This window comes from Mesorhizobium sp. RSR380A, from assembly GCF_054719385.1.
In genome coordinates this window covers 4,622,725-4,648,704 of sequence record NZ_JBTTIB010000001.1, presented here as the reverse complement: position 1 = coordinate 4,648,704, position 25,980 = coordinate 4,622,725, and the positions used below count along the sequence as shown (strand labels likewise).

The 25,980-nt window shown below is 63.1% G+C and carries 26 protein-coding genes and 2 pseudogenes; 8 read left to right on the top strand and 20 right to left on the bottom strand.

The window, feature by feature from the left end; all coding sequences use genetic code 11:
• Nucleotides 1–39: 39 nt before the first annotated feature.
• The 3 genes from ACYG9Z_RS22300 to ACYG9Z_RS22290 are packed head-to-tail and all read right to left on the bottom strand — an operon-like array spanning nucleotide 40 to nucleotide 3,520.
• Nucleotides 40–456, bottom strand: a complete 417-nt coding sequence (locus ACYG9Z_RS22300) for a type II toxin-antitoxin system VapC family toxin (protein ID WP_023692861.1) — start codon at nucleotides 454–456, stop codon at nucleotides 40–42.
• The gene (locus tag ACYG9Z_RS22295) at nucleotides 456–698 is read right to left on the bottom strand and encodes a type II toxin-antitoxin system VapB family antitoxin (protein WP_023735512.1); all 243 of its coding nucleotides are present in this window, start codon (nucleotides 696–698) and stop codon (nucleotides 456–458) included. Before ACYG9Z_RS22295 ends, ACYG9Z_RS22300 begins: the two co-directional genes overlap by 1 nt.
• Nucleotides 699–745: 47 nt before the next feature.
• Nucleotides 746–3,520: a DUF2339 domain-containing protein gene (locus ACYG9Z_RS22290; RefSeq protein WP_023753086.1), complete on the bottom strand. Its 2,775-nt coding sequence runs from the start codon at nucleotides 3,518–3,520 to the stop codon at nucleotides 746–748.
• A gap of 247 nt (nucleotides 3,521–3,767) precedes the next feature.
• On the opposite strand from ACYG9Z_RS22290, the gene ACYG9Z_RS22285 reads away from it, so the two are divergent.
• Nucleotides 3,768–4,232, top strand: coding sequence for an NUDIX domain-containing protein (locus ACYG9Z_RS22285; protein ID WP_023670246.1), 465 nt, complete (start codon nucleotides 3,768–3,770; stop codon nucleotides 4,230–4,232).
• A 101-nt stretch (nucleotides 4,233–4,333) separates the two neighbouring features.
• Here ACYG9Z_RS22285 and recO read toward each other — a convergent pair whose 3' ends face one another.
• The 11 genes from recO to rpoZ all read right to left on the bottom strand — a co-directional run bounded on the left by recO (nucleotide 4,334) and on the right by rpoZ (nucleotide 13,758).
• On the bottom strand, nucleotides 4,334–5,125 hold the full coding sequence (gene recO / locus ACYG9Z_RS22280) for a DNA repair protein RecO (protein WP_023670245.1): 792 nt from the start codon (nucleotides 5,123–5,125) through the stop codon (nucleotides 4,334–4,336).
• Nucleotides 5,126–5,227: 102 nt separating this feature from the next.
• Nucleotides 5,228–6,121 carry an aminoglycoside phosphotransferase family protein gene (locus ACYG9Z_RS22275; protein WP_023753085.1) on the bottom strand — a complete coding sequence of 298 codons (894 nt, stop codon included), beginning with the start codon at nucleotides 6,119–6,121 and terminating at the stop codon, nucleotides 5,228–5,230.
• Nucleotides 6,122–6,166: 45 nt separating this feature from the next.
• Entirely contained in the window at nucleotides 6,167–7,093 is a 927-nt protein-coding gene (gene era, locus ACYG9Z_RS22270) for a GTPase Era (protein ID WP_023670243.1), read from the bottom strand.
• Nucleotides 7,090–7,806, bottom strand: coding sequence for a ribonuclease III (rnc, locus tag ACYG9Z_RS22265; RefSeq protein WP_023692856.1), 717 nt, complete (start codon nucleotides 7,804–7,806; stop codon nucleotides 7,090–7,092). Before rnc ends, era begins: the two co-directional genes overlap by 4 nt.
• Nucleotides 7,806–8,555, bottom strand: a complete 750-nt coding sequence (gene lepB, locus ACYG9Z_RS22260) for a signal peptidase I (RefSeq protein WP_023670241.1) — start codon at nucleotides 8,553–8,555, stop codon at nucleotides 7,806–7,808. The genes rnc and lepB overlap by 1 nt, the downstream gene beginning before the upstream one ends.
• 90 nt (nucleotides 8,556–8,645) lie before the next feature.
• Nucleotides 8,646–9,059, bottom strand: coding sequence for a holo-ACP synthase (acpS, locus tag ACYG9Z_RS22255; protein WP_023670240.1), 414 nt, complete (start codon nucleotides 9,057–9,059; stop codon nucleotides 8,646–8,648).
• A complete protein-coding gene (locus tag ACYG9Z_RS22250; RefSeq protein WP_023670239.1) occupies nucleotides 9,056–9,640 on the bottom strand; it encodes a DUF2062 domain-containing protein in 585 nt (194 codons plus the stop codon). The genes acpS and ACYG9Z_RS22250 overlap by 4 nt, the downstream gene beginning before the upstream one ends.
• Before the next feature lie 262 nt (nucleotides 9,641–9,902).
• Nucleotides 9,903–10,283, bottom strand: a complete 381-nt coding sequence (locus ACYG9Z_RS22245) for a VOC family protein (protein ID WP_023753083.1) — start codon at nucleotides 10,281–10,283, stop codon at nucleotides 9,903–9,905.
• An 11-nt stretch (nucleotides 10,284–10,294) separates the two neighbouring features.
• Entirely contained in the window at nucleotides 10,295–10,873 is a 579-nt protein-coding gene (pyrE, locus tag ACYG9Z_RS22240) for an orotate phosphoribosyltransferase (protein ID WP_023753082.1), read from the bottom strand.
• Nucleotides 10,874–10,997: 124 nt separating this feature from the next.
• Complete coding sequence (locus ACYG9Z_RS22235) at nucleotides 10,998–13,229, bottom strand: RelA/SpoT family protein (protein ID WP_023670236.1); 2,232 nt, start codon at nucleotides 13,227–13,229, stop codon at nucleotides 10,998–11,000.
• 127 nt (nucleotides 13,230–13,356) lie between these two features.
• Nucleotides 13,357–13,758, bottom strand: a complete 402-nt coding sequence (gene rpoZ / locus ACYG9Z_RS22230; protein ID WP_023670235.1) for a DNA-directed RNA polymerase subunit omega — start codon at nucleotides 13,756–13,758, stop codon at nucleotides 13,357–13,359.
• 330 nt (nucleotides 13,759–14,088) lie between these two features.
• Between rpoZ and ACYG9Z_RS22225 the strand changes: the two genes are divergently transcribed.
• Together ACYG9Z_RS22225 and ACYG9Z_RS22220 are read left to right on the top strand one after the other, a co-directional pair.
• Nucleotides 14,089–14,670 (top strand): LabA-like NYN domain-containing protein, encoded by a 582-nt coding sequence (locus ACYG9Z_RS22225; RefSeq protein WP_023670234.1) that lies wholly within the window; start codon nucleotides 14,089–14,091, stop codon nucleotides 14,668–14,670.
• On the top strand, nucleotides 14,667–15,332 hold the full coding sequence (locus tag ACYG9Z_RS22220; RefSeq protein ID WP_023705399.1) for a uracil-DNA glycosylase: 666 nt from the start codon (nucleotides 14,667–14,669) through the stop codon (nucleotides 15,330–15,332). The genes ACYG9Z_RS22225 and ACYG9Z_RS22220 overlap by 4 nt, the downstream gene beginning before the upstream one ends.
• A gap of 10 nt (nucleotides 15,333–15,342) precedes the next feature.
• Here the strand turns inward: ACYG9Z_RS22220 and ACYG9Z_RS22215 are convergent.
• A pseudogene (locus ACYG9Z_RS22215) lies at nucleotides 15,343–15,806 on the bottom strand (zinc-binding dehydrogenase); the annotation flags it as partial.
• An 8-nt stretch (nucleotides 15,807–15,814) separates the two neighbouring features.
• Between ACYG9Z_RS22215 and ACYG9Z_RS22210 the strand changes: the two are divergent.
• Nucleotides 15,815–15,970: pseudogene (locus tag ACYG9Z_RS22210) on the top strand (winged helix-turn-helix transcriptional regulator); the annotation flags it as partial.
• 37 nt (nucleotides 15,971–16,007) lie between these two features.
• Here the strand turns inward: ACYG9Z_RS22210 and ACYG9Z_RS22205 are convergent.
• Nucleotides 16,008–16,496 (bottom strand): Lrp/AsnC family transcriptional regulator, encoded by a 489-nt coding sequence (locus tag ACYG9Z_RS22205; protein ID WP_023753080.1) that lies wholly within the window; start codon nucleotides 16,494–16,496, stop codon nucleotides 16,008–16,010.
• Between the two features lie 132 nt (nucleotides 16,497–16,628).
• Here ACYG9Z_RS22205 and ACYG9Z_RS22200 point away from each other — a divergent pair, with 132 nt between their 5' ends.
• A complete protein-coding gene (locus ACYG9Z_RS22200) occupies nucleotides 16,629–17,534 on the top strand; it encodes a DMT family transporter (RefSeq protein WP_023705403.1) in 906 nt (301 codons plus the stop codon).
• Nucleotides 17,535–17,570: 36 nt separating this feature from the next.
• On the opposite strand, the gene ACYG9Z_RS22195 is transcribed toward ACYG9Z_RS22200, so the two are convergent.
• The 3 genes from ACYG9Z_RS22195 to dapA all read right to left on the bottom strand — a co-directional run bounded on the left by ACYG9Z_RS22195 (nucleotide 17,571) and on the right by dapA (nucleotide 19,770).
• Nucleotides 17,571–18,311, bottom strand: a complete 741-nt coding sequence (locus tag ACYG9Z_RS22195) for a glycoside hydrolase family 25 protein (protein ID WP_023705404.1) — start codon at nucleotides 18,309–18,311, stop codon at nucleotides 17,571–17,573.
• 72 nt (nucleotides 18,312–18,383) lie between these two features.
• Entirely contained in the window at nucleotides 18,384–18,863 is a 480-nt protein-coding gene (gene smpB, locus ACYG9Z_RS22190) for an SsrA-binding protein SmpB (protein ID WP_023687280.1), read from the bottom strand.
• 25 nt (nucleotides 18,864–18,888) lie between these two features.
• Nucleotides 18,889–19,770: a 4-hydroxy-tetrahydrodipicolinate synthase gene (gene dapA / locus ACYG9Z_RS22185; RefSeq protein WP_031244267.1), complete on the bottom strand. Its 882-nt coding sequence runs from the start codon at nucleotides 19,768–19,770 to the stop codon at nucleotides 18,889–18,891.
• Between the two features lie 277 nt (nucleotides 19,771–20,047).
• On the opposite strand from dapA, the gene ACYG9Z_RS22180 reads away from it, so the two are divergent.
• The 3 genes from ACYG9Z_RS22180 to ACYG9Z_RS22170 all read left to right on the top strand — a co-directional run bounded on the left by ACYG9Z_RS22180 (nucleotide 20,048) and on the right by ACYG9Z_RS22170 (nucleotide 24,619).
• A complete protein-coding gene (locus tag ACYG9Z_RS22180; RefSeq protein WP_023753077.1) occupies nucleotides 20,048–22,081 on the top strand; it encodes a lytic transglycosylase domain-containing protein in 2,034 nt (677 codons plus the stop codon).
• Nucleotides 22,082–22,387: 306 nt separating this feature from the next.
• Complete coding sequence (locus ACYG9Z_RS22175) at nucleotides 22,388–23,584, top strand: IS256 family transposase (RefSeq protein WP_460222848.1); 1,197 nt, start codon at nucleotides 22,388–22,390, stop codon at nucleotides 23,582–23,584.
• A 135-nt stretch (nucleotides 23,585–23,719) separates the two neighbouring features.
• The gene (locus ACYG9Z_RS22170; RefSeq protein WP_023752979.1) at nucleotides 23,720–24,619 is read left to right on the top strand and encodes an alpha/beta fold hydrolase; all 900 of its coding nucleotides are present in this window, start codon (nucleotides 23,720–23,722) and stop codon (nucleotides 24,617–24,619) included.
• Nucleotides 24,620–24,681: 62 nt separating this feature from the next.
• Here ACYG9Z_RS22170 and ACYG9Z_RS22165 read toward each other — a convergent pair whose 3' ends face one another.
• Complete coding sequence (locus ACYG9Z_RS22165) at nucleotides 24,682–25,758, bottom strand: tyrosine-type recombinase/integrase (protein ID WP_023752980.1); 1,077 nt, start codon at nucleotides 25,756–25,758, stop codon at nucleotides 24,682–24,684.
• Nucleotides 25,759–25,980: the final 222 nt, after the last annotated feature.

Below are 25,980 nucleotides of genomic sequence, written 5' to 3'. Positions count from 1 at the left end.
TCGGCTAAATTATTCCCCGCAATCAACAAAAGGGCCGAATTATCCTAAATCGGTCAGTGCGAAATCATGGCCTTTGTACAGCAGTGGAAGATCGCGGCTTTTCGCGCAGGCGTAAGCAAAACAGTCCCCGAGATTCAGATCCGCCTTGTGGCCAACGGCTTTGCCGTAACGGGCGCTCGCGTCAATGGCCCGAGAGCCGATGTTGTCGTCAATGGCCAGACTCTCTCCCATGATCTCAACAATGAACTCATCGATCAGATCGCGGGCATGGAGAAGGGCTTCAGCGCTGGGTCTGCGCGGGCCGGCGCCGGCCCTTGCCAATGCCTGTGTTGCTTCGAAGTGAACCAACGGAGAAACCCAGACCTGCCCGGAAAAACCGGATAGCTGCTTCAGCAATTCCTCCCACCCAGGTTCCTGGTTGAGAATGGCGACGATCACCGACGCGTCGACAAACATCAGTCTTCCCACAGCTCGTCGGTGAACTTCTTCATATCGAAGTCGGGATTGGGCAGGCCAAGCTTCCTGGCCCTGTCCTGAAGACTGGCGATCCGATCGCGCAGCAGCACCTTCGCTCGATTGCGCTCAAGTTCGTGCACGAGCGCGACCCTCACCGCCTCCGTTTTGCTCGGAGCGTTCGTCTCGCGTTGCAATCTGCTGGCCAGCGCATCCACTTCGTCGTCGCGGATATAGAGCGGCATTGAATATCCTCCGTTGGATATTCATTTATTCCACCTCGTATATCACTTCAAGTTGCAGCGTTGGCCTCCCTCGCCGCCCGCGTCAGCAGCCGCTGGTAGAACAGGCCGATGCCGATCAGCACGGCGCCAAGACCGATGAACGACAGCGCCCTGAGCACGCCTTCCAGTTCCGACATGTCGAACAGGAAGACTTTTACCACGGCAATCGCGATCAGCGCCGCCGAGGCAATGCGCAGCACCTGCGACTTCAGCCAGACGCCGGCGGTCAGCAGCACGACGCCGATGATCAGCCAGAGCGCCGAATAGGTGTAGGTCTCGAGCTGGCCGAGGCCGCTCCACAGGCCGATGAACTCGCCCTTGAACACGCGCCTGACCGACAGTGTGGCGTAGGCGAAGACAAGCAATGCCGCCACCACCGCCAGCATCTGCGCATACCATGGCGGCCGCTTGTCCCTGGCATAGAGCGCCAGCCCGCCGGCAGCGATGGCCGGCAGGAGATAAGCCAGGAACAAGAGGTTGAACACCGGGATCTGGCCGGTCGATTCGTCGGTGAACAGCGGATTGAGCACCAGGAAATGCTGGAGGACGATGAAGGCGACCGAGAGCACGCCGGCAGCCATCGAGCCATAGCGCAGCACAGAGCTTGGCGAGCGCATGTCGATGGCCACCAGTATCGCGCCGGCGCCGATGGCGATCAGCGTATAGATCGCCTGTTCGGCGAGCGTCACCGGGCCGGTGTCGATGACGCCGCCATGCATGGCGTGGCGCACCAGCATGGCGACGGTGAGCAGCGCAAACAGGGCTGCACCCGCCTCCATCGCAAGGCGCGGCCGGCCATTGCCAGTTGTTGGTAGTGCGGGGGTGGTACGCGCGAGTTGCCAGGCGGCAAAGCCGAAGGCCAGCGCCGGTACGCCGTATCCCGGCAGCAGCCAGTTGAACACCGGCGTCGTCGTCAGGAACTCGGCGCCGACGATGGTCGGATCGAAGGCGACGCGGCCGAGCACGGCGACGACCGCGCCGACCGAAATCCAGCCGAGCACGGGATAAGAACGCCAACGCGTCGCCAGCGCCGGCACGATGGCGGCAACGCCGGCAAGCAACGTGGTCCAGCCGGAACCGAAGGCCATGTGCAGCATCAGGAGCCCGGCCAGAGCCGAGCCGCAAAGCGCGAAGGAGACGGCGACGTCGCCCTTGAGCGGCGGCTGTTCGGCGCGCGCAATCCATTCGCCGCCGGCGGCGAAGACGACGACCAGAAGGGCAGCTATCGCCGCGTAGACAAGGTCGCGGTCGAGATTGCCGTAGGCAAGCCACAGCGTCAGCAGAATAAGCAGCGGCGCAGCGACGCCCCATGCCGCCCAGCATGCCGCGCGGACCCGTGCTGAGGCGGCGAAGCGGCGTGCGGCCCAGAAGCCGGCGCCGATGAAGACCAGGCCGAGGCCAATGCCGATGCGCAGCGTCAACGGATTTCCGGCCGCCACCGGCATGCCGTCAAAGCCGATATTCCCCTGGGTTATGTCGGAGCCGATGGTGGTGGGCGGAATGATGCCGAGATGGATCATCACGCTCACCACGCCGGCGGCATGCAGCAGCGGCAGCGCGCGCGGCCGGTAGAGTGCGGTGGCGACAAGGGCGACGAGGACGAAGGCGCCCGGCAAGGCGCCACCGGCGGCGACCAGCGTCGTGTCGACGGACAGGCCTAGCGCTGAAAACGCAACGAAAACGCCTGGCACGATCGAGGGCCAGTCGAAGCCGGTCTTCGCCGTCTCCGCTTCGCTGTCACGTGTGCCCAGCCAGACAAAGGCAAGCACCGCCAGCGTCACCGCGTCGATGAACAGGATGACGGCAAGGTCGGCGACTAGCGTGCTCATCATGTAGACGATGGTCCAGGCGCCGGTGCCGAAGAAGGCCGCCGCAATCAGGAATTTCCAGTCGCGAATGCGGGCGATCACGGCTGTAGCGGCAAGCACGATCGCCAGGTAGACGAACAGCGCCCATGGGTTGGGCGCCTGCGAGGACACAAGCGCCGGCGTCGCCATCGAGCCGACGAGACCGATGCCGGCCAGGGCCTGGCCGTGGACGAGGGCGGCGACAATGGTCGCCACGCCGATGGCGCCGAGCACGGTGAAGGCGAAGGCCGGCCCGACGAAACCGTAAATGGCATGCGCGGCATAGACCGTACCGAACAGGATGAAGGCGCCGGCAGCCGTCAGGATCGCCGGAATATAGGCGCCTGCAGCCCCTTGCACCGGCACCTTGAAGCCGGTGCGGCGGATGAACTCGCCGCCGCCGATCAGCACCAGGCCGAGCAGCGCCGCCAGGGACAGCCGCACTTCAGGGCCGAAAATGCCGGCCTCGATGGTGTAGCGGATCAGGAACAGGCCGCCCAGGGCCAGCGCGACGCCGCCGACCCAGACCGCCCAACGGGTGCCGAGCGCCGTTTCGACCTCTGACTGGCGGGCTGCCTTCGACGTGGCGGCAGGCGCGGATCCGGTGAATGCCGCCTTGGCCGCGGCCGACAGTTCTGGCACGGCCTCGCTGGTGGCCGCATCGGCTTCGGCGGCCGGTGCCTGGGCATGTGCCGCGTCTGCTGTTGTTGGCGAAGCTATGTCGGCAACTGGTGCGCTAGCGTGAGCGGCATCCGCCGGTGCGCTTGCAGCCTGCTCGGCCGGTTTGGCAACGGGCGGTGTCGCATGCACTCCGGACAGAACCAGGCTGCGCAGCGCTCCGAGCTCGCGCTCGATCAGACTGACGCGGCCCTGCTGGCGCAAGACGAGGACAAAAAGCACGATAACGACGACGGCGCCAATCAGGCTTTCAAACATGGCGGTTCCCCCAAACCAGGCCAGTTTTCACTGACAATTGCGGCGGCCACACGGCCACCCCAGACGGCTATTCAAGTCACGCCACCGCAATGGTGGCCGAAAAGAAGTTATCGAGCATGTTTCGTCGGCAAATTCCAGCGGCCTACGGTCTTTCTCCTCACCCATCATCTGAGATAGCCAGGAATGGCATGCCGCCGCCACTTGCCCAGGAGCCATGCTATCCTCGGATGAACTACGAGGAAATCGAATGCCGAAACGAAGTGCAGGGCTGCTGATCCACCGGACAAGGGCCGGCATTCTCGAATTTCTGCTCGTCCATCCCGGCGGCCCGTTCTGGGCAAGGAAGGATGAAGGCGCTTGGTCGATCCCCAAGGGCCTCGTCGAGGACAATGAAGATGAGTTGGCCGCCGCCCGGCGCGAGGCTGGGGAAGAACTCGGAGTCAGCATCGATGGCGATTTCGAACCTGTCGGCAGCTATCGGCAAGCCGGCGGCAAGATCGTCATCGCCTGGAGTGTCGAAGCCGATTTCGATCCCGATGCCGTTAAAAGCAACATGTTCACGATGGAATGGCCGCCCAGGTCAGGCGTGACGAGGGAATTTCCCGAAATCGACAGGGCCGGCTGGTTTTCCTTCGCCGAGGCCAGCCTCAAGATCCTCGGCGGTCAGCGCGCCATCCTCGATGATTTCATGGAGCATCGCAAAGCCGGCTGAGGCTCTTGCCCTACGAGTACCCCCACCCTAACCCTCCCCACAAGGGGGAGGGAATGCTCCCGCATGCAGCTTTTGGTGTGAACCTGGACGGTTTGCGGAGGTCAGCACCCACCGAGTCTCCCTCCCCCTTCTGGCGCAGCGTCTGCCGTAAGGGCGGCCTTGCCGCCCGAATGATGCTTGCGCAAGGCGGCGAGGAAGCCGGCACGGGCATCGGGCTGTTCGATGCCGCGCGGCTCGTAGACATGGCGGGTGAAAAAGAAACCGGTCAGATGGAAGGCGTCCTCGAGTGCCGCGTGGTCCGCCCGCAAGCCGGAGCCGCGCCGCAGGAAGGCCGGCAGCGCCAGCATCTTGTCGCGCCATGGCGCGCCGGCCTGGCGCGAAACCGCGCGGCCGGATTTCGGCGAGACATAGGCCAGATCCTGCCTGGCGCCGGTCGCCGCGCACTGGCTGAGATCGAGGCCGAAGCCGAGTTCGTCGAGGATGAGCAGTTCGAAGCGCGCCACCAGTTCGCCGGCGGCATCCGAATCGTCCAGATGGGCGATCATCACGGCAAGCGTCTCATACAGGCCGCCATGGGCGTCGCGCTCCGGCAGGAGCCTGAGATGCGCGGCCATGGTCTGCAGGCCGTAGACGGCGACTGCGCTGTCCATCAACCGGGCGGCATTCATCTCGATCGCCTCGGCCTGGAAGGTGCCGAGATGCTCGTCGAGGCGTGCCCGCCACAAAAGGTCGACGCGGTTGCCGGGCTGCAGCACCGGCTGCTGCTTGCGCGAGCGCCCGCCGCGCACCAGGCCGAGATGGCGGCCATGCGCACGCGTCATTACCTCGAGAATGGCGCTGGTTTCGCCATGCTTGCGGGTGCCGAGTATGATTCCCTCGTCGCGCCATTCCATGGCAGGAGCTTGTCACCGGTTGCGTGGCTAAATCAAGGTTTTGGCGCGCCGCGTGCGATCTGTGCTGACATTGGATCCCCACACATCGTCGAAAGGCTCTGATCACGCGAATTCCCGGTGATCGGCCAGGACGTCGTCGATGACGCGGCGCGATCGTTCCGCCTCGGCCTGGTTGGCGTCGTGTCCGGCAACGGTGATCAGCGCTTTCCACAGCGTCCAGCCGCGGCCGCGCGCCCAGGTCGCTTCATCGACGTCGATGGCAGCCCGGAATGCCTCCCGGCTCTCGCCCTGGAAGAATGTCCAGGCGATCGCCAGGTCGCAAGAGGGATCGCCGATGCCTGAGGTGCCGAAGTCGATGATGGCGCTCAAACGGCCGTTTTGGACCAGAAGGTTGCCCCAGGCGACGTCGCCGTGAAACCAGACGGGCGACCCTTGCCAGGTGGCGGCAAGGGCCGCATCCCAGACAGCGGTGGCCGCCTGGGTGTCGATCTGCCCCTCCAGCGCCTGGAGTGCTTCCCTTGTCTGGTTGTCATACACGCTCAGCGATCCGCCGCGGAAGAAATTGTGCTGGCCCGCGGGCGGCCCGCCCGCCGGATCGATCCGCCGGAGCGCAATGAGGAACTTGGCCAGATCGACCGCGAACTGTCGGCGATCGGCGATTTCGGCGGTCTTGGCTGTTTCGCCGTCGATCCAGCGGTAGACGGACCATTGCCAGGGGTAGTCCTCCCCAGGCTCGCCCATCGCCAGTGGAACCGGGATCGGCAGCGGCAGAAGCGGCGCCAGCGTGGGCACCCAGCGGTGCTCTTTTTCGACCTGCAAGGCATATGGTGCGGCACTCGGCAGCCGCAGAGTCATATCATTGCCGAGGTGGAAGGTTCGGTTGTCCCAACCGCCAAACGTCACCGGGCTCACCGGCAGATGCCGCCATTGCGGAAATTGCGCGTTGACCAGCCGGCGCACGAGATCGGTATCGATGGTCGGTTTTGGATCAGGCATGTCATCGTCTCAAACTGCCGGGGCGGCATTTCTAGACGATGAAGCTCAATGGGGAAACTCAAGCCCCATCTCACGGTAGCGTTCGGGGTCGTCGCCCCAGTTTTCACGCACTTTGACGAACAAGAACAGGTGCACTTTCTGCTCGAGAATGCCGGCTATTTCCATGCGCGCCGACTGGCCGATGGCGCGGATCGTCTCGCCCTTGTGGCCGAGCACGATCTTCTTCTGGCTGTCGCGCTCGACATAGATGGTCTGGTCGATGCGTACCGAGCCATCCGGTTTCTCTTCCCATTTCTCGGTCTCGATATGGGAGGAATAGGGCAACTCCTGATGCAGCCGCAGATACAGTTTCTCGCGGGTGATCTCGGCGGCCAGTTGGCGCATCGGCAGGTCCGAGATCTGGTCTTCCGGATAGTACCAGGGGCCGACCGGCAGCGCTTGCGCGAGATAGTCGAGCAAATCCTTGCAGCCGGAGCCGGTCAGCGCCGAGACCATGAAGGTGCGCTTGAACGGCACCTTTTCGTTTGCTGCCGCGGCCAGGGCCAGCAGCGCCTCGTGCTTGACCCGGTCGACCTTGTTGAGGATCAGCACCATCGGCTGGCGGACGTCCTTCAGCCGCTCGAGGATGGCGTCGGCGTCGCCCCTGATGCCGCGCTCGGCATCGATCAGCAGCAGCACGATATCGGCGTCCTTGGCGCCACCCCAGGCGGTGGTCACCATCGCGGTGTCGAGCCGGCGCTTCGGCTTGAAGATGCCGGGCGTATCGACAAAGACGATCTGCGCGTTGTCATGCGTGGCGATGCCCCGCACGATGGCGCGGGTGGTCTGCACCTTGTGAGTGACGATCGACACCTTGGCGCCGACCAATTGGTTGACCAGCGTCGACTTGCCGGCATTGGGCGCCCCGATCAGGGCAACGAAACCGGAATGCGTGGCCTCCGCGGCCGGAGGGAGATCTTCGCTGCCGGTCATGCCGCACTCCCTTGGTTGGCCCAGATGCCCTCGCGCATAAGAAACGCCGATGCCGCCGCTTCTTCGGCTGCGCGACGAGAGCCGCCCGTGCCGCTTGCCGGCGCAAAACCGCCGACCTTCACGGACACCGTGAAAACCGGTTGATGTTCAGGTCCCTCGCGTTTCTCGATCGCGTATTCGGGCCTGACATCGCTGGTCTTGGCGATCCATTCCTGCAGGTCGGATTTCGGATTGGGCGGCTTGGCCACCACCTTTTGCGAGCGCGGCTCCCAGTAGCGCAGGACGAATTGCCTTGCGGCATCGAGGCCGCCGTCGATATAGACCGCCGCGATCAGCGCCTCGACCGCATCCGCCAGATAGTTTCCGCCCGAGCCGCGCGAGCGCGCCTTCAAGGCAGCGTCGGCCCGAACCAGATCTTCGAGCTGCATTTCAATGCCGATCTCGGAGCATGTCCGCGCATCGACCAGGGCATTGAAGCGCGGGGCGATTTCACCTTCCGGCGCCTCAGGAAACTTTTCGAAAAGCAGGTCGGCAACGATCAGGCCGAGCACGCGGTCGCCAAGGAATTCGAGGCGCTGGTTGTTGCTGCTCGCCTTGACCGCACTGGAATGGGTCAGCGCGGTCTCGAGCAAACGGACGTCCCGGAAGGAATGGCCGGTTTTGGCTGTCACCAAATCGGCCAGAGTTTCACCCGTCGGGCGCTTCAAAGCCATCAATTCACGAAATGGAACAGGCGCGACAGGCGCACGAGCGACGGCCATTTCCAGATTTCGAGGGGGCTCGCCTTCCCGGCGATCGAGAAGAAGACGATGTTGGCGCGGCCGACAAGGTTCTCCGCCGGCACGTAGCCGACGCTGAGGCGGCTGTCGGAGGAATTGTCGCGGTTGTCGCCCATCATGAAATAGTTGCCGGGGGGCACGACGAACTCGCGGGTGTTGTCGGTGATCGAATTCGGTGTCAGGTCGAGCGTGTCGTAGCTGACGCCGTTGGGCAGGGTCTCGCGATAGACGTCGACCGGCTCAGGCACTTCCGTGATATCAGGATTTTGGATCTGGCCGGTTTTCACACGAGGCACGCCCTGGCCGTTGATGAACAATTGGCCGTCCTTCATCTGGATCTTGTCCCCCGGCAGGCCGACGACGCGCTTGATGTAGTCGAGCGACGGATCCGGCGGGAACTTGAAGACCACCACGTCGCCGCGCTTCGGATCGGAACCCCAGATGCGGCCGGAAAAGATGTCGGGGCCGAATGGCAGCGAATAGCGCGAGAAGCCGTAGGACCATTTGGTGACGAACAGATAGTCGCCTTCGAGCAAGGTCGGCCGCATAGAGCCGGACGGGATCGAGAAGGGCTGGAACAGCAACGTGCGGATGACCATGGCCAGCAGCAAAGCCTGGATGATGACGCTGACGATTTCGCCAAGCCCGCCGGATTTCTTCTCGGATTTTTCAGCCACGCTCATGTCGTCCTCGATTGTGCGTTGGATGGTATAGAGTCTCGGCGCGCGCTGGGCAACGTCAAGTCGGCGTTAGATGGCGGTCGTCTGATGCAATCAATGTGGCGCTTGTTCGGCGGGCAACGCCTCGATGATCACAAAGGCTTGAGCAAGCGGGAAATCATCGGTGATTGTGAGGTGGATCGCCGCTCTGTGCCCCTGTGGCAGGATTTTGGCCAGCCGTGCCGCCGCTCCCCCGGTCAGCGCCATCGTCGGCGCGCCGCTGGGCAGGTTGGCGACCCCCATGTCGCGCCAGAACACGCCCTGCGCCAGGCCGGTGCCAAGCGCCTTGGCGCAGGCCTCCTTGGCGGCGAAGCGCTTGGCATAGGAGGCGGCGCGGCCCTTGCGGCCTTCCGAGCGGACCTGTTCGACCTCGGTGTAGATGCGCTGGATGAAGCGCTGACCATGCCGTTCCAGCGACTTTTCGATGCGTCTGATGTCGATCAGGTCGCTGCCGATGCCGATGATCATTCCGCCGGAACTTCCCGTCCGCGGTGCCCGGCCTTATGCGCCCGCTCTGCCATGCGCTTCCTGCGCTGCTCGCGAAAGGCTGTCATCCCCCAGCGGGTGATACCGTAGAAGATCAGCCCGAAGATCAGGCCGAGCGGCACAGCGCCGATCAGCATCGGCTCGAGCACCGGGTGCCACAGCTTTGCAAACGACAGCGTGTGCATCATCTCACCAAGATGCGCAGGCGGTCCGTTCTTGGGCAGGCGTTCATGCAGGATCAGCTTGCCGACTTCCCAGGACGCTCCCCACAGCAGCGGGAAAGTCAGCGGATTGCCGAAGAATACCGCGCCGAGGGCGGCGGCCACCAGATTGCCGGCGACCACCCAGCAGAGCACGGCGGCGACGGCGAAATGGAAGCCGAGCGGAAAGAAGGAGGCGAAAACGCCGGCCGCGACGCCGGCCGCCACTGCATGCGGTGTCGCCTTCAGCCGCAGGATGCGCTTGGAGAAATATTGCAACGAGCGCGAAAACGAGCGGCGCGGCCACAGATAGGTACGCACCCGCTCCAGAATGCCATCAGGCTTTCGGCGTCGAAAAAGCACTCTGTTCCAGTTCCCGGTTCATCACGCCCATTGCAACCATCCTTGGCCGGGCGCGGTCGCTCCATCTTGCGCTTCGAGGGCGCAGAAAGGCAACAACGACTTTGATATAGCGACTGCCTTGCCGCGTAACAATGAAACGCCGCCGCGATGGTCTGCCGCAGGCCTGTAACAAGAGCGCCATTGGGGCGAAACTGAGGACAATATCGATGAAAGCTCCCCGACGACGGCAAGGCCCGCGCGAGACGACGCCGAGGCGGATAGATTATTCCCGATATTCGCTGACTTCGACCAAATTGCTGTCCGGATCGCGGAAATAGACCGACATCATCTTACCGCGGGCGCCGGTGCGCTCGACCGGACCGACTTCGATGGCAACGCCATTGGCTTCCAGACGGGCGCAAATCTCGGCAAGCGGCCTTGCGGCGACCAGGCAGAAATCGCCGGACCCAGGCATCGGCACCTTGGCCTTGGGCTCAAAGGTGCGGCCCACCTGATGCAGATTGATCTTCTGCGATCCGAACAGCAACGCCGTCGGCCGCTCCGGCTCGTCGAGGCGCTTCAGGCCAAGCACCCGCTGGTAGAAGGCGCAGCTGTCCTCCACCGAGCGGACCGTCAGCACGAAATGATCGATGCCGGCGATCATTGTGATGTCCCCTAGATGTTGCGGCTTCCTGGCTTAACGGCGGGAATGGCGGCAAGTTCCGGCGGCAGGCGGTCGGCGGGATAGGCCGGGACCTCATATTCGGCAAGCGCGATCAGCGGCACGCCGACATTGGTCTTGCCGGCCGAGCGGTCGATGATGCAGGCCGCCGCCACGACCTCGGCGCCAATCGCGCGCAGGCAGTCGATGGTTTCGCGGATCGAAAGACCAGTGGTGACGATGTCCTCGACGATGACGACGCGCGAGCCGGCAGCGATCTCAAAGCGGCGCAGCCTGAACTCGCCGCCTTCGCGCTCCACCCAGATTGCAGGCACACCGAGATGGCGCGACGTCTCATAGGCCGGGATCAGGCCGCCGATCGCCGGGCCGACGACGTAGTCGATCTTGCTCGGCACCGCCTTGCGGATCTTTTCGGCCAGCGCCTTGCAAAGCCGCTCGGTCTTGTCGGCATGCATGAAGACGCGCGCCTTCTGCAGGAAGACCGGGCTGCGCAGACCCGACGTCAGGATGAAATGTCCCTCCAGAACAGCGCCCGCCTCGCGGAAAATGCCCAGCACCTCGTCGGTATTCATAACTCGCCCCATGTCCATGGTGAATGGTGAAATGGTGAAATGGTGAATGGTGAATGGTGAATGGTAGTGAGAGCGCCTTCTTTCACTATTCACTATTCACTATTCACTATTCACTATTCACTATTCACCCATTCACACGCCGCGCATCGCTGACGCTCGAATTATCCTTGAGCTGCGACAGCAGCCGGTTGAGGTGCTTCAGATCCCAGACTTCGAGATCGATCAGCATTTCGGTGAAGTCGGGCGCGGTGCGCACCATCGACAGCGTATGAATGTTGGCGTCGTTGGAGGCAACGACCTGGGCGATATCGGCGAGCGAGCCCGGCGCGTTGATGGCGGTGACCGAGACGCGCGCCGGAAAGCGCTCCTTGGTCTGCTCGTCAATGTCCCAGCGCACGTCGATCCAGCGCTCCGGCTGGTCGTCGAAGGCCTGCAGCGCCGGCGACTGGATGGGATAGATGGTGATGCCGGTGCCCGGCTGGACAATGCCGACGATGCGGTCGCCTGGCACGGCCCCTTCCGGCGCGAAACGCACCGGCAGGTCGCCGCGCACGCCGCGGATCGGCACCGCGCCATCGCGCGGCTGGTCCTTGTCCTTGCGCGCGGCTCGTGTGCCGGGCATCTGGAACAGCATGCCGGCGGCGTTGCGGATCTTCGACCAGCCCTCCTCGCGCTGCTTGGGGGCGCTGACGGTGACGCGCTCGTCCTTGTAGTCTGGGAAGACCGCCTTCATGACGTCGGTCGAGGCAAGTTCGCCGCGCCCGACCGAGGCCAGCACATCCTCGATGTCCTTGCGCGCCAGCCGGTGCAGCACCGGCTTCAGGCTTTCCTTGGTGAAGGTCTTGCCGGCGCGTTCGAAGGCGCGCTCGAGAATGCGGGCACCAAGACCTGAATATTGCTTGCGAATGGCGTTCTTGGTGGCGCGGCGGATGGCTGAGCGCGCCTTGCCGGTGACCACCACCGACTCCCAGGCCGCCGGCGGCACTTGCGCCTTGGAGCGGATGATCTCGACCTCGTCGCCGTTCTTCAGTTCCGTCATTAGCGGCATGATGCGGCCGTTGACCTTGGCACCGACGCAGGTGTCGCCGACATCGGTGTGCACGGCATAGGCGAAGTCGATGGGCGTGGCGCCGCGCGGCAGCGCAATCAGCATGCCTTTCGGCGTGAAGCAGAATACCTGGTCCTGGAACAGCTCCAGCTTGGTATTTTCGAGGAAGTCTTCCGGGTTGTCGCCTTCTGCCAGTTGCTCGATGGTGCGCCGCAGCCAGGCATAGGCGTTGGTCTCCTTCGAGATCGCATGGGCGGCGCCGTTCGTCTTGCCGCCGGTGTCCTTGTAGATCGAATGGGCGGCGACGCCATATTCGGCGATCTTGTTCATCTCGCGGGTGCGGATCTGCAGTTCGACGCGCTGGCGCGACGGGCCGACAATGGTGGTGTGGATCGAACGGTAGTCGTTCTGCTTGGGCGTAGAAATGTAATCCTTGAAGCGGCCAGGCACCATCGACCATGTGGTGTGGATGGCGCCGAGCGCGCGGTAACAGTCTTCGACGCTGTCGACGACGACGCGGAAGCCGAAAATGTCCGAGAGCTGCTCGAAGGACAGCGCCTTGGCCTCCATCTTGCGGAACACCGACCACGGCTTCTTCTGCCGGCTCTTCACCCCGGCATTGATGGCATGCTTCTCGAACAGCGCCGACAGCGCCTTTTCGATGTCGGTCAGCACACCCTTGTTGCGCTCGAATATCTCGGCAAGCCGCGCGGTGACGGCGCGGTAGGCTTCCGGATTGATGAAGCGGAAGGCGATCTCTTCCAGTTCCTCGCGCATGCCTTGCATGCCCATGCGCCCGGCCAGCGGCGCGTAGATGTCCATCGTCTCCTCGGCGATGCGCAGGCGCTTGGCCTCGGGCATGTGGTCGAGGGTGCGCATGTTGTGCAAACGGTCGGCGAGCTTGACCAGCAGAACGCGGACATCCTCCGAGATGGCCAGCAACAGCTTGCGCAGGTTTTCCGCCTGCTCGGCCTTCTTGGAGACGAGATCGAGCTTCTTCAGCTTGGTCAGGCCTTCGACCAGCTTGCCCATTTCGGGGCCGAACAGATCGTCGATCTCGGCCCGCGTCGCGGTGGTGTCCTCGATCGTGTCATGCAGCAAGGCGACGGCGATCGTCGCCTCGTCCATGTGCATTTCGGTGAGGATGGCGGCGACTTCGAGCGGATGCGAGAAATAGGGATCGCCGGAAGCGCGCTTCTGGTGGCCATGCTTCTGCATGGCGTAGACATAGGCCTTGTTGAGCAGCGCCTCGTTGACGTCAGGCTTGTAGCGCGCGACGCGCTCGACAAGCTCATACTGACGCATCATGGGCGGGTTCTCACGGTGCTGAAATGATTGATGCGCCGCACTGATGTACGGCGCATCTCATAGATAGCCACGAAACTCACGGGACGGAAGTGCCGGAACCATATTCCCGGCAGGTCCAGGGCAGCGATTAGTAGTCGTCGCTCTTTTCCGGGGGAACCAGGCCCTCGATGCCGGCCAAAAGGTCTTCCTCGGTCATGCGATCGAAGGTGACGTTTTCTTCGGCGTCGTCGGCATCGGTAGCTGCAACTGCGTTGCCGGTCTGGTCGGCGATCGCCTCGCCGTCGGCCTCGGGCTCGTCGACCTCGACATGCTTCTGCAGCGAGTGGATCAGATCTTCCTTGAGGTCGTCGGGCGACAGCGTCTCGTCGGCGATCTCGCGCAGCGCTACGACCGGGTTCTTGTCGTTGTCGCGGGGCACGGTGATCGGCGCGCCCTGGCTGATCTGGCGGGCACGGTGGCCGGCGAGCAGCACGAGCTCGAAGCGGTTGTCGACCTTGTCGATGCAGTCTTCAACGGTTACGCGGGCCATTGATTGCCCCTTTCATGCCTGGATTTGATGGAAAACAGGCGCGGTCCATAACCCGAACGCCGCCAAAATACAAGCATTATGGCGCCGTGGCCCCATGGGCTGGCGAATGCCAGTCTCTGGCGCCGGTGAATGCCTTGCCGGCAAAGCCCGCCTACCGGCGACGACACGGCTCCGATCACAATTGCTTGCAGTGCGCCCCGGCACCCTTGGATTGCCGCAATACTGGCGCTATCTCGGTTGACGATAGGTCAGCCGGTTTATTTACGAGCCGAGCGATATAACGACCCATTTCGATTAGTCCGCCACCTATTTCGAAAAAGGAATATTGCCATGTTCGACCCCCGTGAAAAAATCGCTCTATTCATAGACGGCGCCAATCTCTACGCCACCTCGCGCGCACTCGGCTTCGACATAGACTACCGCAAACTGCTGTCCAGCTTCCAGAAGCGCGGCTATCTGCTGCGGGCCTATTACTACACCGCTCTGGTCGAGGATCAGGAATACTCTTCGATCCGTCCCTTGATCGACTGGCTCGACTACAATGGCTTCAAGGTGGTGACCAAGCCGGCCAAGGAGTTCACCGACTCGACCGGCCGCCGCAAGATCAAGGGCAATATGGACATCGAACTGACCGTCGATGCGCTCGAACTTGCCGATGTCGTCGACCACTATGTCATCTTCTCCGGCGACGGCGATTTCCGCACACTGGTCGAAGCGCTGCAGCGGCGCGGCCGCAAGGTCTCGATCGTCTCGACCATGGCCTCGCAACCGCCGATGATCTCGGACGATCTGCGCCGCCAGGCCGACCATTTCATCGATTTGACCTCGCTGAAGAACGAGGTCGGCCGCGATCCCTCCGAACGGCCGGTGCGCAGGCCCGAGCCGGCCGAAGTCGAAGAGGAAGACTATTGACGGCGGCGGCCTTGGAGGCCGCTCCCGAACCCGACCGCGACTGCCCCCTCTGCCCACGCCTGCATGATTTCATCTCAGACTGGCGACGGCGCGAGCCGTCGTGGTTCAACGCGCCGGTGCCGACCTTCCTGCCGCCTGATGGCGAGGACGCCGTCGAGCTGCTGATCGTCGGGCTGGCGCCCGGCCTGCGCGGCGCCAACCGCACCGGGCGACCGTTCACCGGCGACTATGCCGGCGACCTGCTCTACTCAACGATGATCGCTCACGGTCTTGCCCGCGGCGAGTTCAAGGCGCGGCCGGATGACGGGCTCGAACTGATCGGCACCGCGATCACCAATGCGGTGCGCTGCGTGCCGCCGGAGAACAAGCCGGTCGGCGCCGAGATCTCCACTTGCCGCAGCTTTCTGGTGCCGACGATCGCGCGCTTTCCAAAATTGCGCGCCGTGCTGGCGCTGGGCTCGATCGCCCACCAGTCGACCGTCAGGGCGCTCGGTCAGCGCGTCGCTGCCTATCCGTTCAAGCACGGCGGTCGGTTGCCGGCCGGCGGCGTCACGCTGTTTTCCAGCTATCATTGCTCGCGCTACAACACCAACACTGGGGTGCTGACCGAAGCGATGTTCGTCAAGGTATTCAGCGAGATCGCGTCGTTCCTGCGGAACTAGACGCTGCCTCTCAAAATCCCTCGAGCACGATCTTGCCCTTGGCCTTGCCGGTCTCGATCAGCGCATGGGCGCGCTTCAGATTGGCGGCATTGATTGGGCCGAACGTCTCGCCCAGCCTGGTGGGGATGGTGCCGGCGTCGACAAGGCGCGCCAGTTCGTTGAGATGTTCGCCCTGCGCGGCCATATCGGGCGTTTCATACAGCGAGCGGGTGAACATCGGCTCCCAGTGGACCGAAACGCTCTTGCGACCCAGTCGCGGGTTTCGGGCCGCGATGCGGTGGCGATCACCGTCAGATCGGTCAGCTGGCGCGCGAGCTGGACCGCGATCGACCCGACGCCGCCGGCGCCGCCGACGATCAGGATGGTGTTCGCGGCGCCGATGACTAGCTTCTTCACATCGAGGCGGTCGAACAGCGCCTCAAAGGCGGTGATCGCCGTCGTCGGGAGTGCTGCCGCCTGCGCATAGCCGAGCGAGCCAGACTGGGCTCATCGCCCGCAAGGTCTATGCGCAGATGCCGCCGAAGGTCGAGTACAGCCCGACGCCTCGTGGCCGAAGCCTGGAGCCCGTGATCACCGTGCTGAAGGTCTGGGGCGATGCGAATGTGACGCTGGCGCCGGAGGTTTCCCAGGCCGCTTGAAGCCGAGGCGTGGCAACCGCTTGCGTTGGTCCGGCCCTCACACCGGCAGCAGCGCGTCCGGCTTCACGTCCGATATCGACGCATAGGTGTGCGTTTCCCTGACACCCGGCAGCGGCAGGATCACGCGCTTCAAAAAATCCTGATAGGCGGCCATTTCCGAAATGCGCGCTTTCACCAGATAGTCGAAGCCGCCCACGACCATATGGCACTCCAGCACTTCGGGGGCCTTTGCTACCTCTTCGGCGAAACGGTCGAACACATGCGGCGCCGCCTGGTCGAGCCTGACTTCGATGAAGACGAGCGTGCCGCGGCCGATCTTTTGCGGATTGAGCACGGCCCGGACCGCGGTGATGAAACCCTCACGGAAAAGGCGCTTCACGCGCTGGCTGGTGCCGGTCGGCGACAGGCCGACACGGGCTGCTAGGTCAAGCGTCGTGCGACGCCCGTCCTCCTGCAGCAACCGAAGCAGGCTGCGATCGATGGCGTCGAGCTGATCGGATTCATGATTCACGTTTGCAGCGCCCATATCGCGTGACTTTCACTTCCACATTGCGAAAACAGCATATTTTGACGCACCATTTTCGACAATAGGCTGCGTTTTCAACGAAAGCCGTCTGGAGGAAGTACCCTTCCGCTGGCAGGATCGAGCGGGACAAGAATGCGCGTGACAGAGGACCGAAACACGAAGCCGGCAATCCTTGCTGGCCTGGCCATGATCGGCATCTACGCCGTGCAGTTCGTCGCCGCCCGCTTCAGCCTGCGGGAACATCTGACCGCGACCGATTTGGCAACGTTGCGCTTTGCCGGCGCCGGCATGGTCATGCTGCTGGTCGTCTGGAGAAACGGCCGGGCGACTGGCAAGGCATTGGGCTGGAGGCGTGCCTTGACGCTGGCGGCACTGGCCGGACTGCCCTACCCTATCATCATCAATTGGGGACTGACCTATGCGCCGGCAGCGCATGGTGCCGCACTTTGCCCTGCCTCGATCGTGTTCTTCTCATTCGTGCTGTCGCGCATCGCCACGAGGGAGAAAACCTCGCGCCAGCGAACCATCGGCGTCGCAGCCATCATCGCCGGGCTGATCCTGTTCATTGCACCCGTGCGCACTGGCGGCGGCATGAAGGATGTCCTCTTCGGCGATCTTCTGTTCGTCGGATCCGGCGCGATGTTTGCCACCTATGCCGTTCTCGTGCGGCGCTGGCGCGTCGATCCGGTTGCGGCGACCGCAACGGTGGTGCTGCTGTCATGCGTGCCGCTGCCGTTGCTCTATTTCTTTGCCCCAAGCGGCCTCCGCGCGGCATCAGTGGCCGAGATTGCCAGCCAGATCGTCATTCAAGGGTTTTTGGCAGGTGCGGCCGCCATGTTCCTGTACACCTATATCGTCCGGCAGCTGGGGTCGCAGGCGGCATCGCTGTTCATGCCATGCGTGCCGATCGCAACCGTGCTGATCGCGATGACGGTGCTCGGCGAGACGCCGACCGGCGCCCAGTTCGCCGCCGTACTGATCATGGCCGCGGGGATGGCTTTTTCGGCTCTTTCCAGGCCTGTTCCCAAGCCTGCGTAAGACTGCGGATGCCAAACTCAAGGCCAGCTGATTCGTTCAAGGCGATGGAGGCTTTTGCGAAGAGAGCGATGCGGGCGCAGCAAATAGCTCGGCCAGCGTTTGCTGCCCACCCTGCAGGACGTTGAGATCGACATCGCCCTCGATCCCGTCGACACGGCCCATATTGTGGTACTGCCAGTAAATCCAGCCGTCCTCGCTCGGCTTGAACGCCAGCGAGCGCAGCCAGCGCTGCCGCACAGCCATCTGTCCGGCATAGGCGTCCTCAGCCTCGTCGGTCAGGTAGATGATCGCCGGCTTGCCGAACGCAGCTTCAACCGGTCCGAGGAAGGCCTGGAGTTCCGCGCTCAGCTGCTCCGGCGACGGGCGTTGGGGGCAGTTGCCGCCGAATTCGATGTCGACGACCGGCGGCAGCAGCGGCTGGTCGTGCGGCACCACCGCGATGAAATTTTTCGCCTGGTCGGCGCCCGGCCGGCAGAAGGTGAAGAAGTGATAGGCGCCGACGGCAAGTCCGGCCGCGCGCGCCTCGCGCAGGTTTTTGGCGAAGGCATCGTCGACATGGTCGCCGCCCTCGGTCGCCTTGATGACAGCGAAGGCGACATCGTCGGCGGCAACGCGCCGCCAGTCGATCTCACCCTGATGATGGGAAACGTCGATACCCCTGACCGGATAGCTGTCACGATCCGGCGAGAACGTCCGGAAATAGAAGATGCCACCTGCGGCGACGATGCCGGCGAAGACCAGACTGGCCGCACCCCAGAGAATGATCCGGTTCTTCAAGCCTTTCCCCATCGTATGTCGCTGGAAACTTGAAAGCCGATGTGGCTTTTCTGGGGCTGTGGCTCGAGGTTCTTAGCCCCGTTCCTTCATGAGCCGGCCCTTTTCGCGCGACCAGTCGCGCTGCTTTTCGCTCTCGCGCTTGTCGTGCAGTTTCTTGCCGCGGCCGACGGCGAGGAGCAGCTTGGCACGGCCCTGGTCGTTGAAGTAGATTTTCAGCGGCACCAGCGTCATGCCTTCGCGGTCGATGCTCTGCGCGAGTTTTGCCATCTCGCGCTTGTTGAGCAGCAGCTTGCGGCGCCGCCTGGGCTCGTGGTTGAAGCGGTTGGCCTGCAGATATTCCGGCAGATAGGAATTGATCAGCCAGATCTCGCCACCCTCGACCGAGGCGTAGCTGTCCTGGATGTTGGCCTGGCCCTGGCGCAGCGATTTGACCTCGGTGCCGGTCAGCACCAGGCCGGCCTCGACGGTGTCGAGCACCTCATAGGAAAACCGCGCCTTGCGGTTTTCCGCAACGGTCTTGTTGTTGGGATCGGCTTTTCTGACCTGGTTCATGATGCGGAGAGGTGGCGCCTCATCCTTAATTTATCAAGCCGGCGTGCTTCATCGCCGCATCGATCTTCTCGGCGGTCGACGCCTCGATGGTCACCAGCGGCGAGCGCACCACGTTCTCGACCTTGCCAATCTTCGACAGCGCGTATTTGACGCCGCACAGGCCGGGCTCAAGGAAGATCGCCTTGTGCAGCGGCAGCAGACGGTCCTGCAATTCCAGCGCCTTGGCGCTGTCACCGGACAGTGTGGCTTCCTGGAATTCGGCGCACAGCCGCGGCGCGACATTCGACGTCACCGAGATGCAGCCGACGCCGCCATGGGCGTTGAAGCCGAGCGCCGAGGCATCCTCCCCTGAAAGCTGGATGAAATCCTTGCCGCAGGTAGCGCGCTGTTCGGACACGCGCTCGACCTTGCCGGTGGCATCCTTGACGCCGACGATGTTCTTGAAGTCGTGCGCCAGCTTGCCCATCGTCTCCGGCATCATGTCGATCACCGAGCGCGGCGGGATGTTGTAGATGATGATCGGCAGCTTGGTCGCCCTGGCGACGGCGGCGAAATGCTCGTACAAGCCGCGCTGTGTTGGCTTGTTGTAATAAGGCGTGACCACCAGAGCGGCGTCGGCGCCCGCCTGCTCGGCATATTGCACCAGACCGACCGCTTCCGCGGTGTTGTTGGAGCCGGCGCCGGCCACGACCGGAGCGCGCCCCTTGGCCACCTCGATGCAGACCTTGACGACATGGCGATGCTCGTCATGCGACAGCGTCGGCGACTCGCCGGTGGTGCCGACCGGGACGAGGCCCGTCGTGCCCTCGCCAAGTTGCCATTCGACGAAGGCGCGAAAGGCTTTCTCGTCGAAACGCCCGGTCTTTTCGAACGGTGTCACGAGCGCAGTAAGCGAGCCTCTCAGCATGTCGTCCAACTCCTTGGAACTTGTTTGTTTATGCATGTCGTCGTCCCAAAACCGGTTCCCACTTTTGGGCGACTGCATCGGGCGCCTTCTAGCCGAAAGCGAAGCCGCGCACCATAGTCTCGACACTGTTGCGCGGCAAGCATGCCGATGGTGCCAGCAAGCCCAATTCGAACGGCCTCGATAACCCTTTGTTTACGGGCTCTTCACGACCTAAGTCTAGGCTCTCGGGCACCTGGGCTTGCCATCTAAAGTGCCGCAACAGGGAAAGATCAGGATCATGCCGGCCGGTCGGCCACTCCGCTTCATATTGCTTGGCGCCGTTGCCCTGCTGATAGTGGGGACGGCGGCAAACGAGAGCGTCGACGAGCAGACGACCTCATCGATCCCGATGCCTGACATGCAAGACAGAGCGCAGACCGATGCGCCCTCTGCCAATATCGCCGTGTTGAAAGGCAGTCTCGACGCGTTGGCGACCGGCGATATCGCCGCGGCACGAGCGGTGCGCGAAACATTGCCGGCCAGTTCGCTGGACCGCCATATCCTGGCCTGGGCGATCGCGCTCTATGGCGGCGACCGTGTGCCGAGCAGCGAGATTGCCGATACCGCAAAGATGTTGCCGAATTGGCCGGGCACCATCGCTCTGCGCAAGAACAGCGAGCGCGCGCTTTGTCGCGAAAACCCCTCGCCGCAGACCGTGGTGAAAGCCTTTGACGGCAGCCAGCCGCTGACCTTTCAAGGCGTGGTCATCCTTGCCCGTTCTTATGTAGCTCTTGGCAACACCAAGGCTGCGCTTTCCGTGCTGTCGCCATTCTGGCGCACCGAGAAGCTGGAAGCCAGGGACGAGGCGGCCGTCAGCAAGGAGTTTGGCGCCATCATTCCGGCTGCCGACCATCGTTTCCGCATGGAACGGATGTTTTATGCCGACCGGGAGAATTCGGCCGTGCGGGTCGCAGCACTTGCCGGCGCGCAATCGCTGGCCGATGCCTGGGCCGCCGCCTCGCGTGGCGACAAGAACGCGGCCAAGCTGTTGAAAGCGGTGCCTGCCGCGCAGCAATCGGCCGGCTATTTCTTCGCGCAAGCCGAATATCTGCGCAAGCAGCGGAACTTTGCGGACGCCGCCGCGGTGATGATGAAAGCGCCAACGAGCCGCGACGCGCTGGTCGATCCCGATGCCTGGTGGGTCGAGCGCCGCGTGCTGTCGCGCGCACTGGTCGACCAGGGCGACTGGAAGACCGCCTACAAGATCGTTGCCGCGCATGCCGCCGAAAGCCCCGCCAGCGCCGCCGAGGCCGAATTCCACGCCGGCTGGTATGCGTTGCGCGGCCTCAACGATCCTGCGACGGCCTCGACCCATTTTGCCCGCATCGCCGATCTCGCGCAGGGACCGATGTCGCTGTCACGCGCCTATTACTGGCTTGGCCGCGCGGCGGAAGTCGGCGGTCCCGGCAATGCGAAGGATTATTTCACCAAGGCGGCAGCCTATGGCACCACTTTCTACGGGCAGTTGGCGGCGGAACGGGTTGGCTTGCGCACGCTGAACATCGCCTATCCCGAGCCAAGCACTGTCGACCGCCAAAGCTTTGACGGCCGCGAAGCCGTCAGCGCCATCAAGCGGCTGCAGGAGGCGGGCTACGACCGCTATGCCGAGACGCTTTACCGCGACCTCGCCGGGCAGTTGACCAGCCCCGGCGAGCTGGCGCTGCTTGCCTTGCTGGCGGAAAAGCAGGGCAATCATTTCATGGCGCTGAAGATCGGCAAGATCGCCGGCGCGCGCGGCATCGATGTCGGCGCGCTGTCGCATCCGCTGGGCGTCATTCCCGACACCGCCGACATTTCCGGCTCGGGCAAGGCGCTGGCCTACGCGATCGCCCGCCAGGAAAGCGAATTCAATGTCGGCGCCGTCTCCAGCGCCGGCGCGCGCGGCCTGCTGCAGCTGATGCCGGGCACCGCCAAGCAATTGGCGAAGAAGGCAGGACTGAGCTTTTCCCAGGATCGGCTGACCAGCGATGCCGGCTACAATGCGACGTTGGGGGCTGCCTTCCTCGGCGAGCAGCTCGACCGCTTCGGCGGCTCCTATGTGCTGACCTTCGCCGGCTACAATGCCGGCCCCAACCGCGCCAGCCAATGGGTAGCCAAGTACGGCGACCCGCGCGGCAAGGGCATCGACGCCGTCGTCGACTGGATCGAGCGAATTCCCTACACCGAAACAAGAAGTTACGTGCAGCGCGTGATGGAGAATTACGAGGTCTACAAGATGCGTATTTCGGGGAAGTGCGATATCGTTGGGGATTTGGTGAACGGAAGGGGTTGAGGCTCGACAGCCACCTTCATCAAAGCTGCCGATCTCCCCCCTTGCGGGGGAGATGCCTGGCAAGGCAGAGGGGGTGCTGTCCCTCGGCCTCTCAGCCAATTCAATGGCTCAGTAGAAAGCCAGCTATCCAAAGCTCGGCGATCCTTCACACCCCCCTCTGGCCTGCCGGCCATCTCCCCCGCAAGGGGGGAGATCGGCAGCTTTTGCGGGTAGTGTGCTGAGAGTTCTGCAAATTCGCTGAGAGGGGGCGGTCATGGCAGGCTGGTGATTGTTCACGTCACCTGATTCCCGCGAAGGAACGCCGCCATGACCAAGACTGAAGTTAAGACCGCCAGCGCTGCCGTCAAAGACATTTTGCTTTCGAACCCGGATGGATTGCACGAGGTGCTCCGTGCGGTGATGCAGGAGGTGCTTGAGGCCGAGATGGACGAGGCGCTGGGTGCCTCGAAGAGCGAGCGCACGCCCGAACGGCTTGGCTATCGCTCGGGCTATTACGGCCGCACCCTTGTGACGCGGGTCGGCAAGCTCGAGCTGCGGGTTCCGCAGGACCGGGCCGGGCGCTTCTCCACCGAGCTGTTCGAGCGCTACCAGCGTTCCGAGCGGGCCTTGGTGGCGACACTGGCGGAGATGTATGTCCAGGGCGTGTCGACCCGCAAGGTGAAGGCGATCACGGAAGAACTGTGCGGCCATGCCTTCTCGGCCTCGTCGATCTCGGCCATCAACAAGCGGCTGGACGAGAGCCTCGCTGCCTTTGCCAGGCGCCCCCTTCAAGAGCCGTTTCCTTACCTCATCCTCGATGCGCGCTACGAGAAGGTGCGTGAAGCCGGTGTTGTCATGAGCCAGGCGGTGCTGATCGCGGTCGGTATCGACTGGGACGGAAGGCGCCAGATCCTGGCCGTGGAGATGGCCAATCGCGAGAGCCGCTCGGCCTGGAGGGACTTCCTCGTCGGCCTCAAGGCGCGCGGCCTCAAGGGCGTCGAGTTGGTTGTGTCCGACGATCACGCCGGCCTGGTGGCAGCGATCGGCGAGGTGATCCCCGAAGCCGCCTGGCAACGCTGCTACGTGCACTTCCTCAGGAACGCGCTCGATCATCTGCCGAGGAACCACGGCGACGACTGCCTGCAGGAATTGCGCTGGCTCTACGACCGGCGCGATCTCGCAGAGGCCAGGGCTGATCTTGCCGCATGGCTTGCCAAATGGTCGGCCCGCTATCCGCGCCTGACAGGCTGGGCCGAGGATGCCATCGAACAAACCCTGACCTTCTTCAGGCTGCCGAGACAGCACCACAAGCATCTCAAATCCACCAACATGCTGGAGCGGCTCAACGAGGAAATCCGCCGGCGCACCTATGTCGTGCGCATCTTCCCCAACACCGAAAGCTGCCTGCGCCTGGTCAGGGCGTTGGCCGTCGAGACCAATGAAAACTGGATGGAGGCCAACCGATACATCAACATGGACGACCTGCGCGAGCACAAGAAGCTCGCTCTGCGCCAAGCCGCATGACCAGCATCATGGCTGCCCCATTTTGCAGAACTTGACGCACACAACCGCTTTTGCGTCGCGCCCTCCATTTGACCGCTTCGGTGCTCGCCTATAGCAGTCGCAGGCGATCCGACAATGGTGAGGAATCGAGTCCGCATGCCAAACCACGACGGCTTTTCCGATTTCTTCTACACAGCGCCGGACGGCCTCAGACTTCACGCTCGCATCTACGGTGAGACAAACTCGGGAACCTGGCCGGTGGTCTGCCTGCCCGGCCTGACCCGCAACGCCCGCGACTTTCATGAGTTGGCGCTTTATCTGTCGCAGCGGACCGACAATCCGCGCAAGGTCATCGCCTTCGACTACCGTGGCCGCGGCCAGTCCGCTCACGACCCTGATATCAGCCATTACACTATCGGCATCGAGGCCGGCGATGTTCTCGCCGGACTGGCCGCCCTGAAGGTCGAGGAAGCGGCCTTTATCGGTACATCGCGCGGCGGGCTGATCATCCACGTGCTCGGCGCGCTGCGGCCAGCCGCGCTGAAAGCCATTGTGCTCAACGACATCGGACCGGTGATCGAGGCCGCGGGGCTCGCCCATATCCAAACCCATCTCGACCCGGCACCGAAACCGAAGAGCCGCGCTGAGGCGATCGATGCGCAACGCGTCGCGCACGGCGCGGATTTTCCCGCTCTGACCGAGGGGGATTGGGAGCGGATGGTGTCGGCCCTCTACCGCGAGACGGACGAAGGCCTCCTGCTGCCGGATTTCGACACCCAGCTGGTCGAGACGTTGGCGGGCCTCGACCTCAGCAAGCCGTTGCCGGAGTTGTGGCCACAGTTCGAGGCGCTGGCGGCCATACCTTTGCTTGCCATTCGGGGCGCCAACTCGAAACTATTGTCGGCCGACACACTCGAGGAGATGCAAAAGCGTCATCCCGGCATGGAAGCGATCGCCGTCGAGGGCCAGGGTCATGCCCCCTTCCTGGAGACAGGCAACCTGCCGGGCGCTATCGCGGCCTTCCTGGATGGAGTACTAAATACGGCCCAGGAATAGTAAACCCCAAGATCAAATCTGATCCTGGGGTTGTCGTGGTAGTATATGAAAGCCTTGGGTAACTATTTGGCTTTCGAGCTTTTCCGGGGCGCCTTGGGTGCCTTCGCCGCTGCCGCTTTGCTTTTTTGAGCAGGCGCTGGCACTGAGGCCGTGGTCAGCGGCGATGCGAAGGCCGAGCTTTTTCCATCGCCGGACAGCCCTTCGCCGCGTGGTGTCTCCAGCACGACGACGCAGCCGTCGAGATCGTTGGTCGCCAGATGTGCGTAGCGCATGGTCATCGAAAGCGTCTGGTGGCCAAGCCACATCTGCACGCGGCGGATGTCGATGCCGCCCTGGACCAGACGTGAGGCGCAGGTGTGACGCAAGATGTGCGGCACCACCTGGTCGTCGGCGCCGAGACCGACTTCAGCCTTGGCATCGTTCCAGATGGCGCGAAACTGTGCCTGGCTGAGTTTGGTGAACGGGCCCTTGGGCCGGCGGCCCTCTGACGGGGGCAGTTTGATGACCTCCTTGACCCGCTCGGTCATCGGGATGGTGCGGCTGCGGCCGGATTTGGTGATCCAGAACGAGACGCGATGTTCCTGGATGTCGTTCCAGATCAGCCCGAGCGCCTCGCCGAGACGGCATCCGGTGTCCACGAGAAAGCACGAAAGACGGTAGGCATCCTCGCTGCGGGTCCTGATGGCGGCGAACAGCCTTGCTTCTTCGTCCCTTTCGAGGAAACGAATCCGTCCCGCCCGCTCCTTCTGGCGGCGGAACTCGGGCAGGCTGTGGATATCCCCCATCTTGTAAGCCTTGCGCAGCAGTTTGCTGAGGGCAGCCATCTTTCGATTGATGGTTGCGTTGCTGTTGCCGCGCTGGCGCAAGGTGCCGATAAGACTGTCCAGGGTGCTCTGGTCAAAGGCGCTGAACCGTTCTCCGAGGAGAATCTCGTCTATTTCGCCGATGAAGGAGCTGACATTGTATTTATGTCGCCCATCATCCCAGAGTATGTCTCGGTACGCTGAAAAAAGCTCTCCGACCCGGTGCGACTTTACTTCTCTGATCTTGTTGTAGCTGTATCTTATCTTCGCAGTTTGAGAAGAGAACATTGAGAAATGTTCGGAGGGGTCGCCCTCTTGTATCGCGTCGATGGTCATAAATTGCCACACCCCCGAGTGGATAGAGTCAGACCTACCCGCTTGGAAGCGTCCTTTCAAGAGATTTAATCACGCAGTTGTGAATTCATCCGCCCATCAGCGGATCCCACGAACTCACCCTACGGACTGTTCAGCTGCCGATTCCCCCTGTTCCTTCTGCTTGTCTTGACCCAGTCACGAAACAAAACAGCCCGGGCGTTGACGCGCCCGGGCTGGTATTCA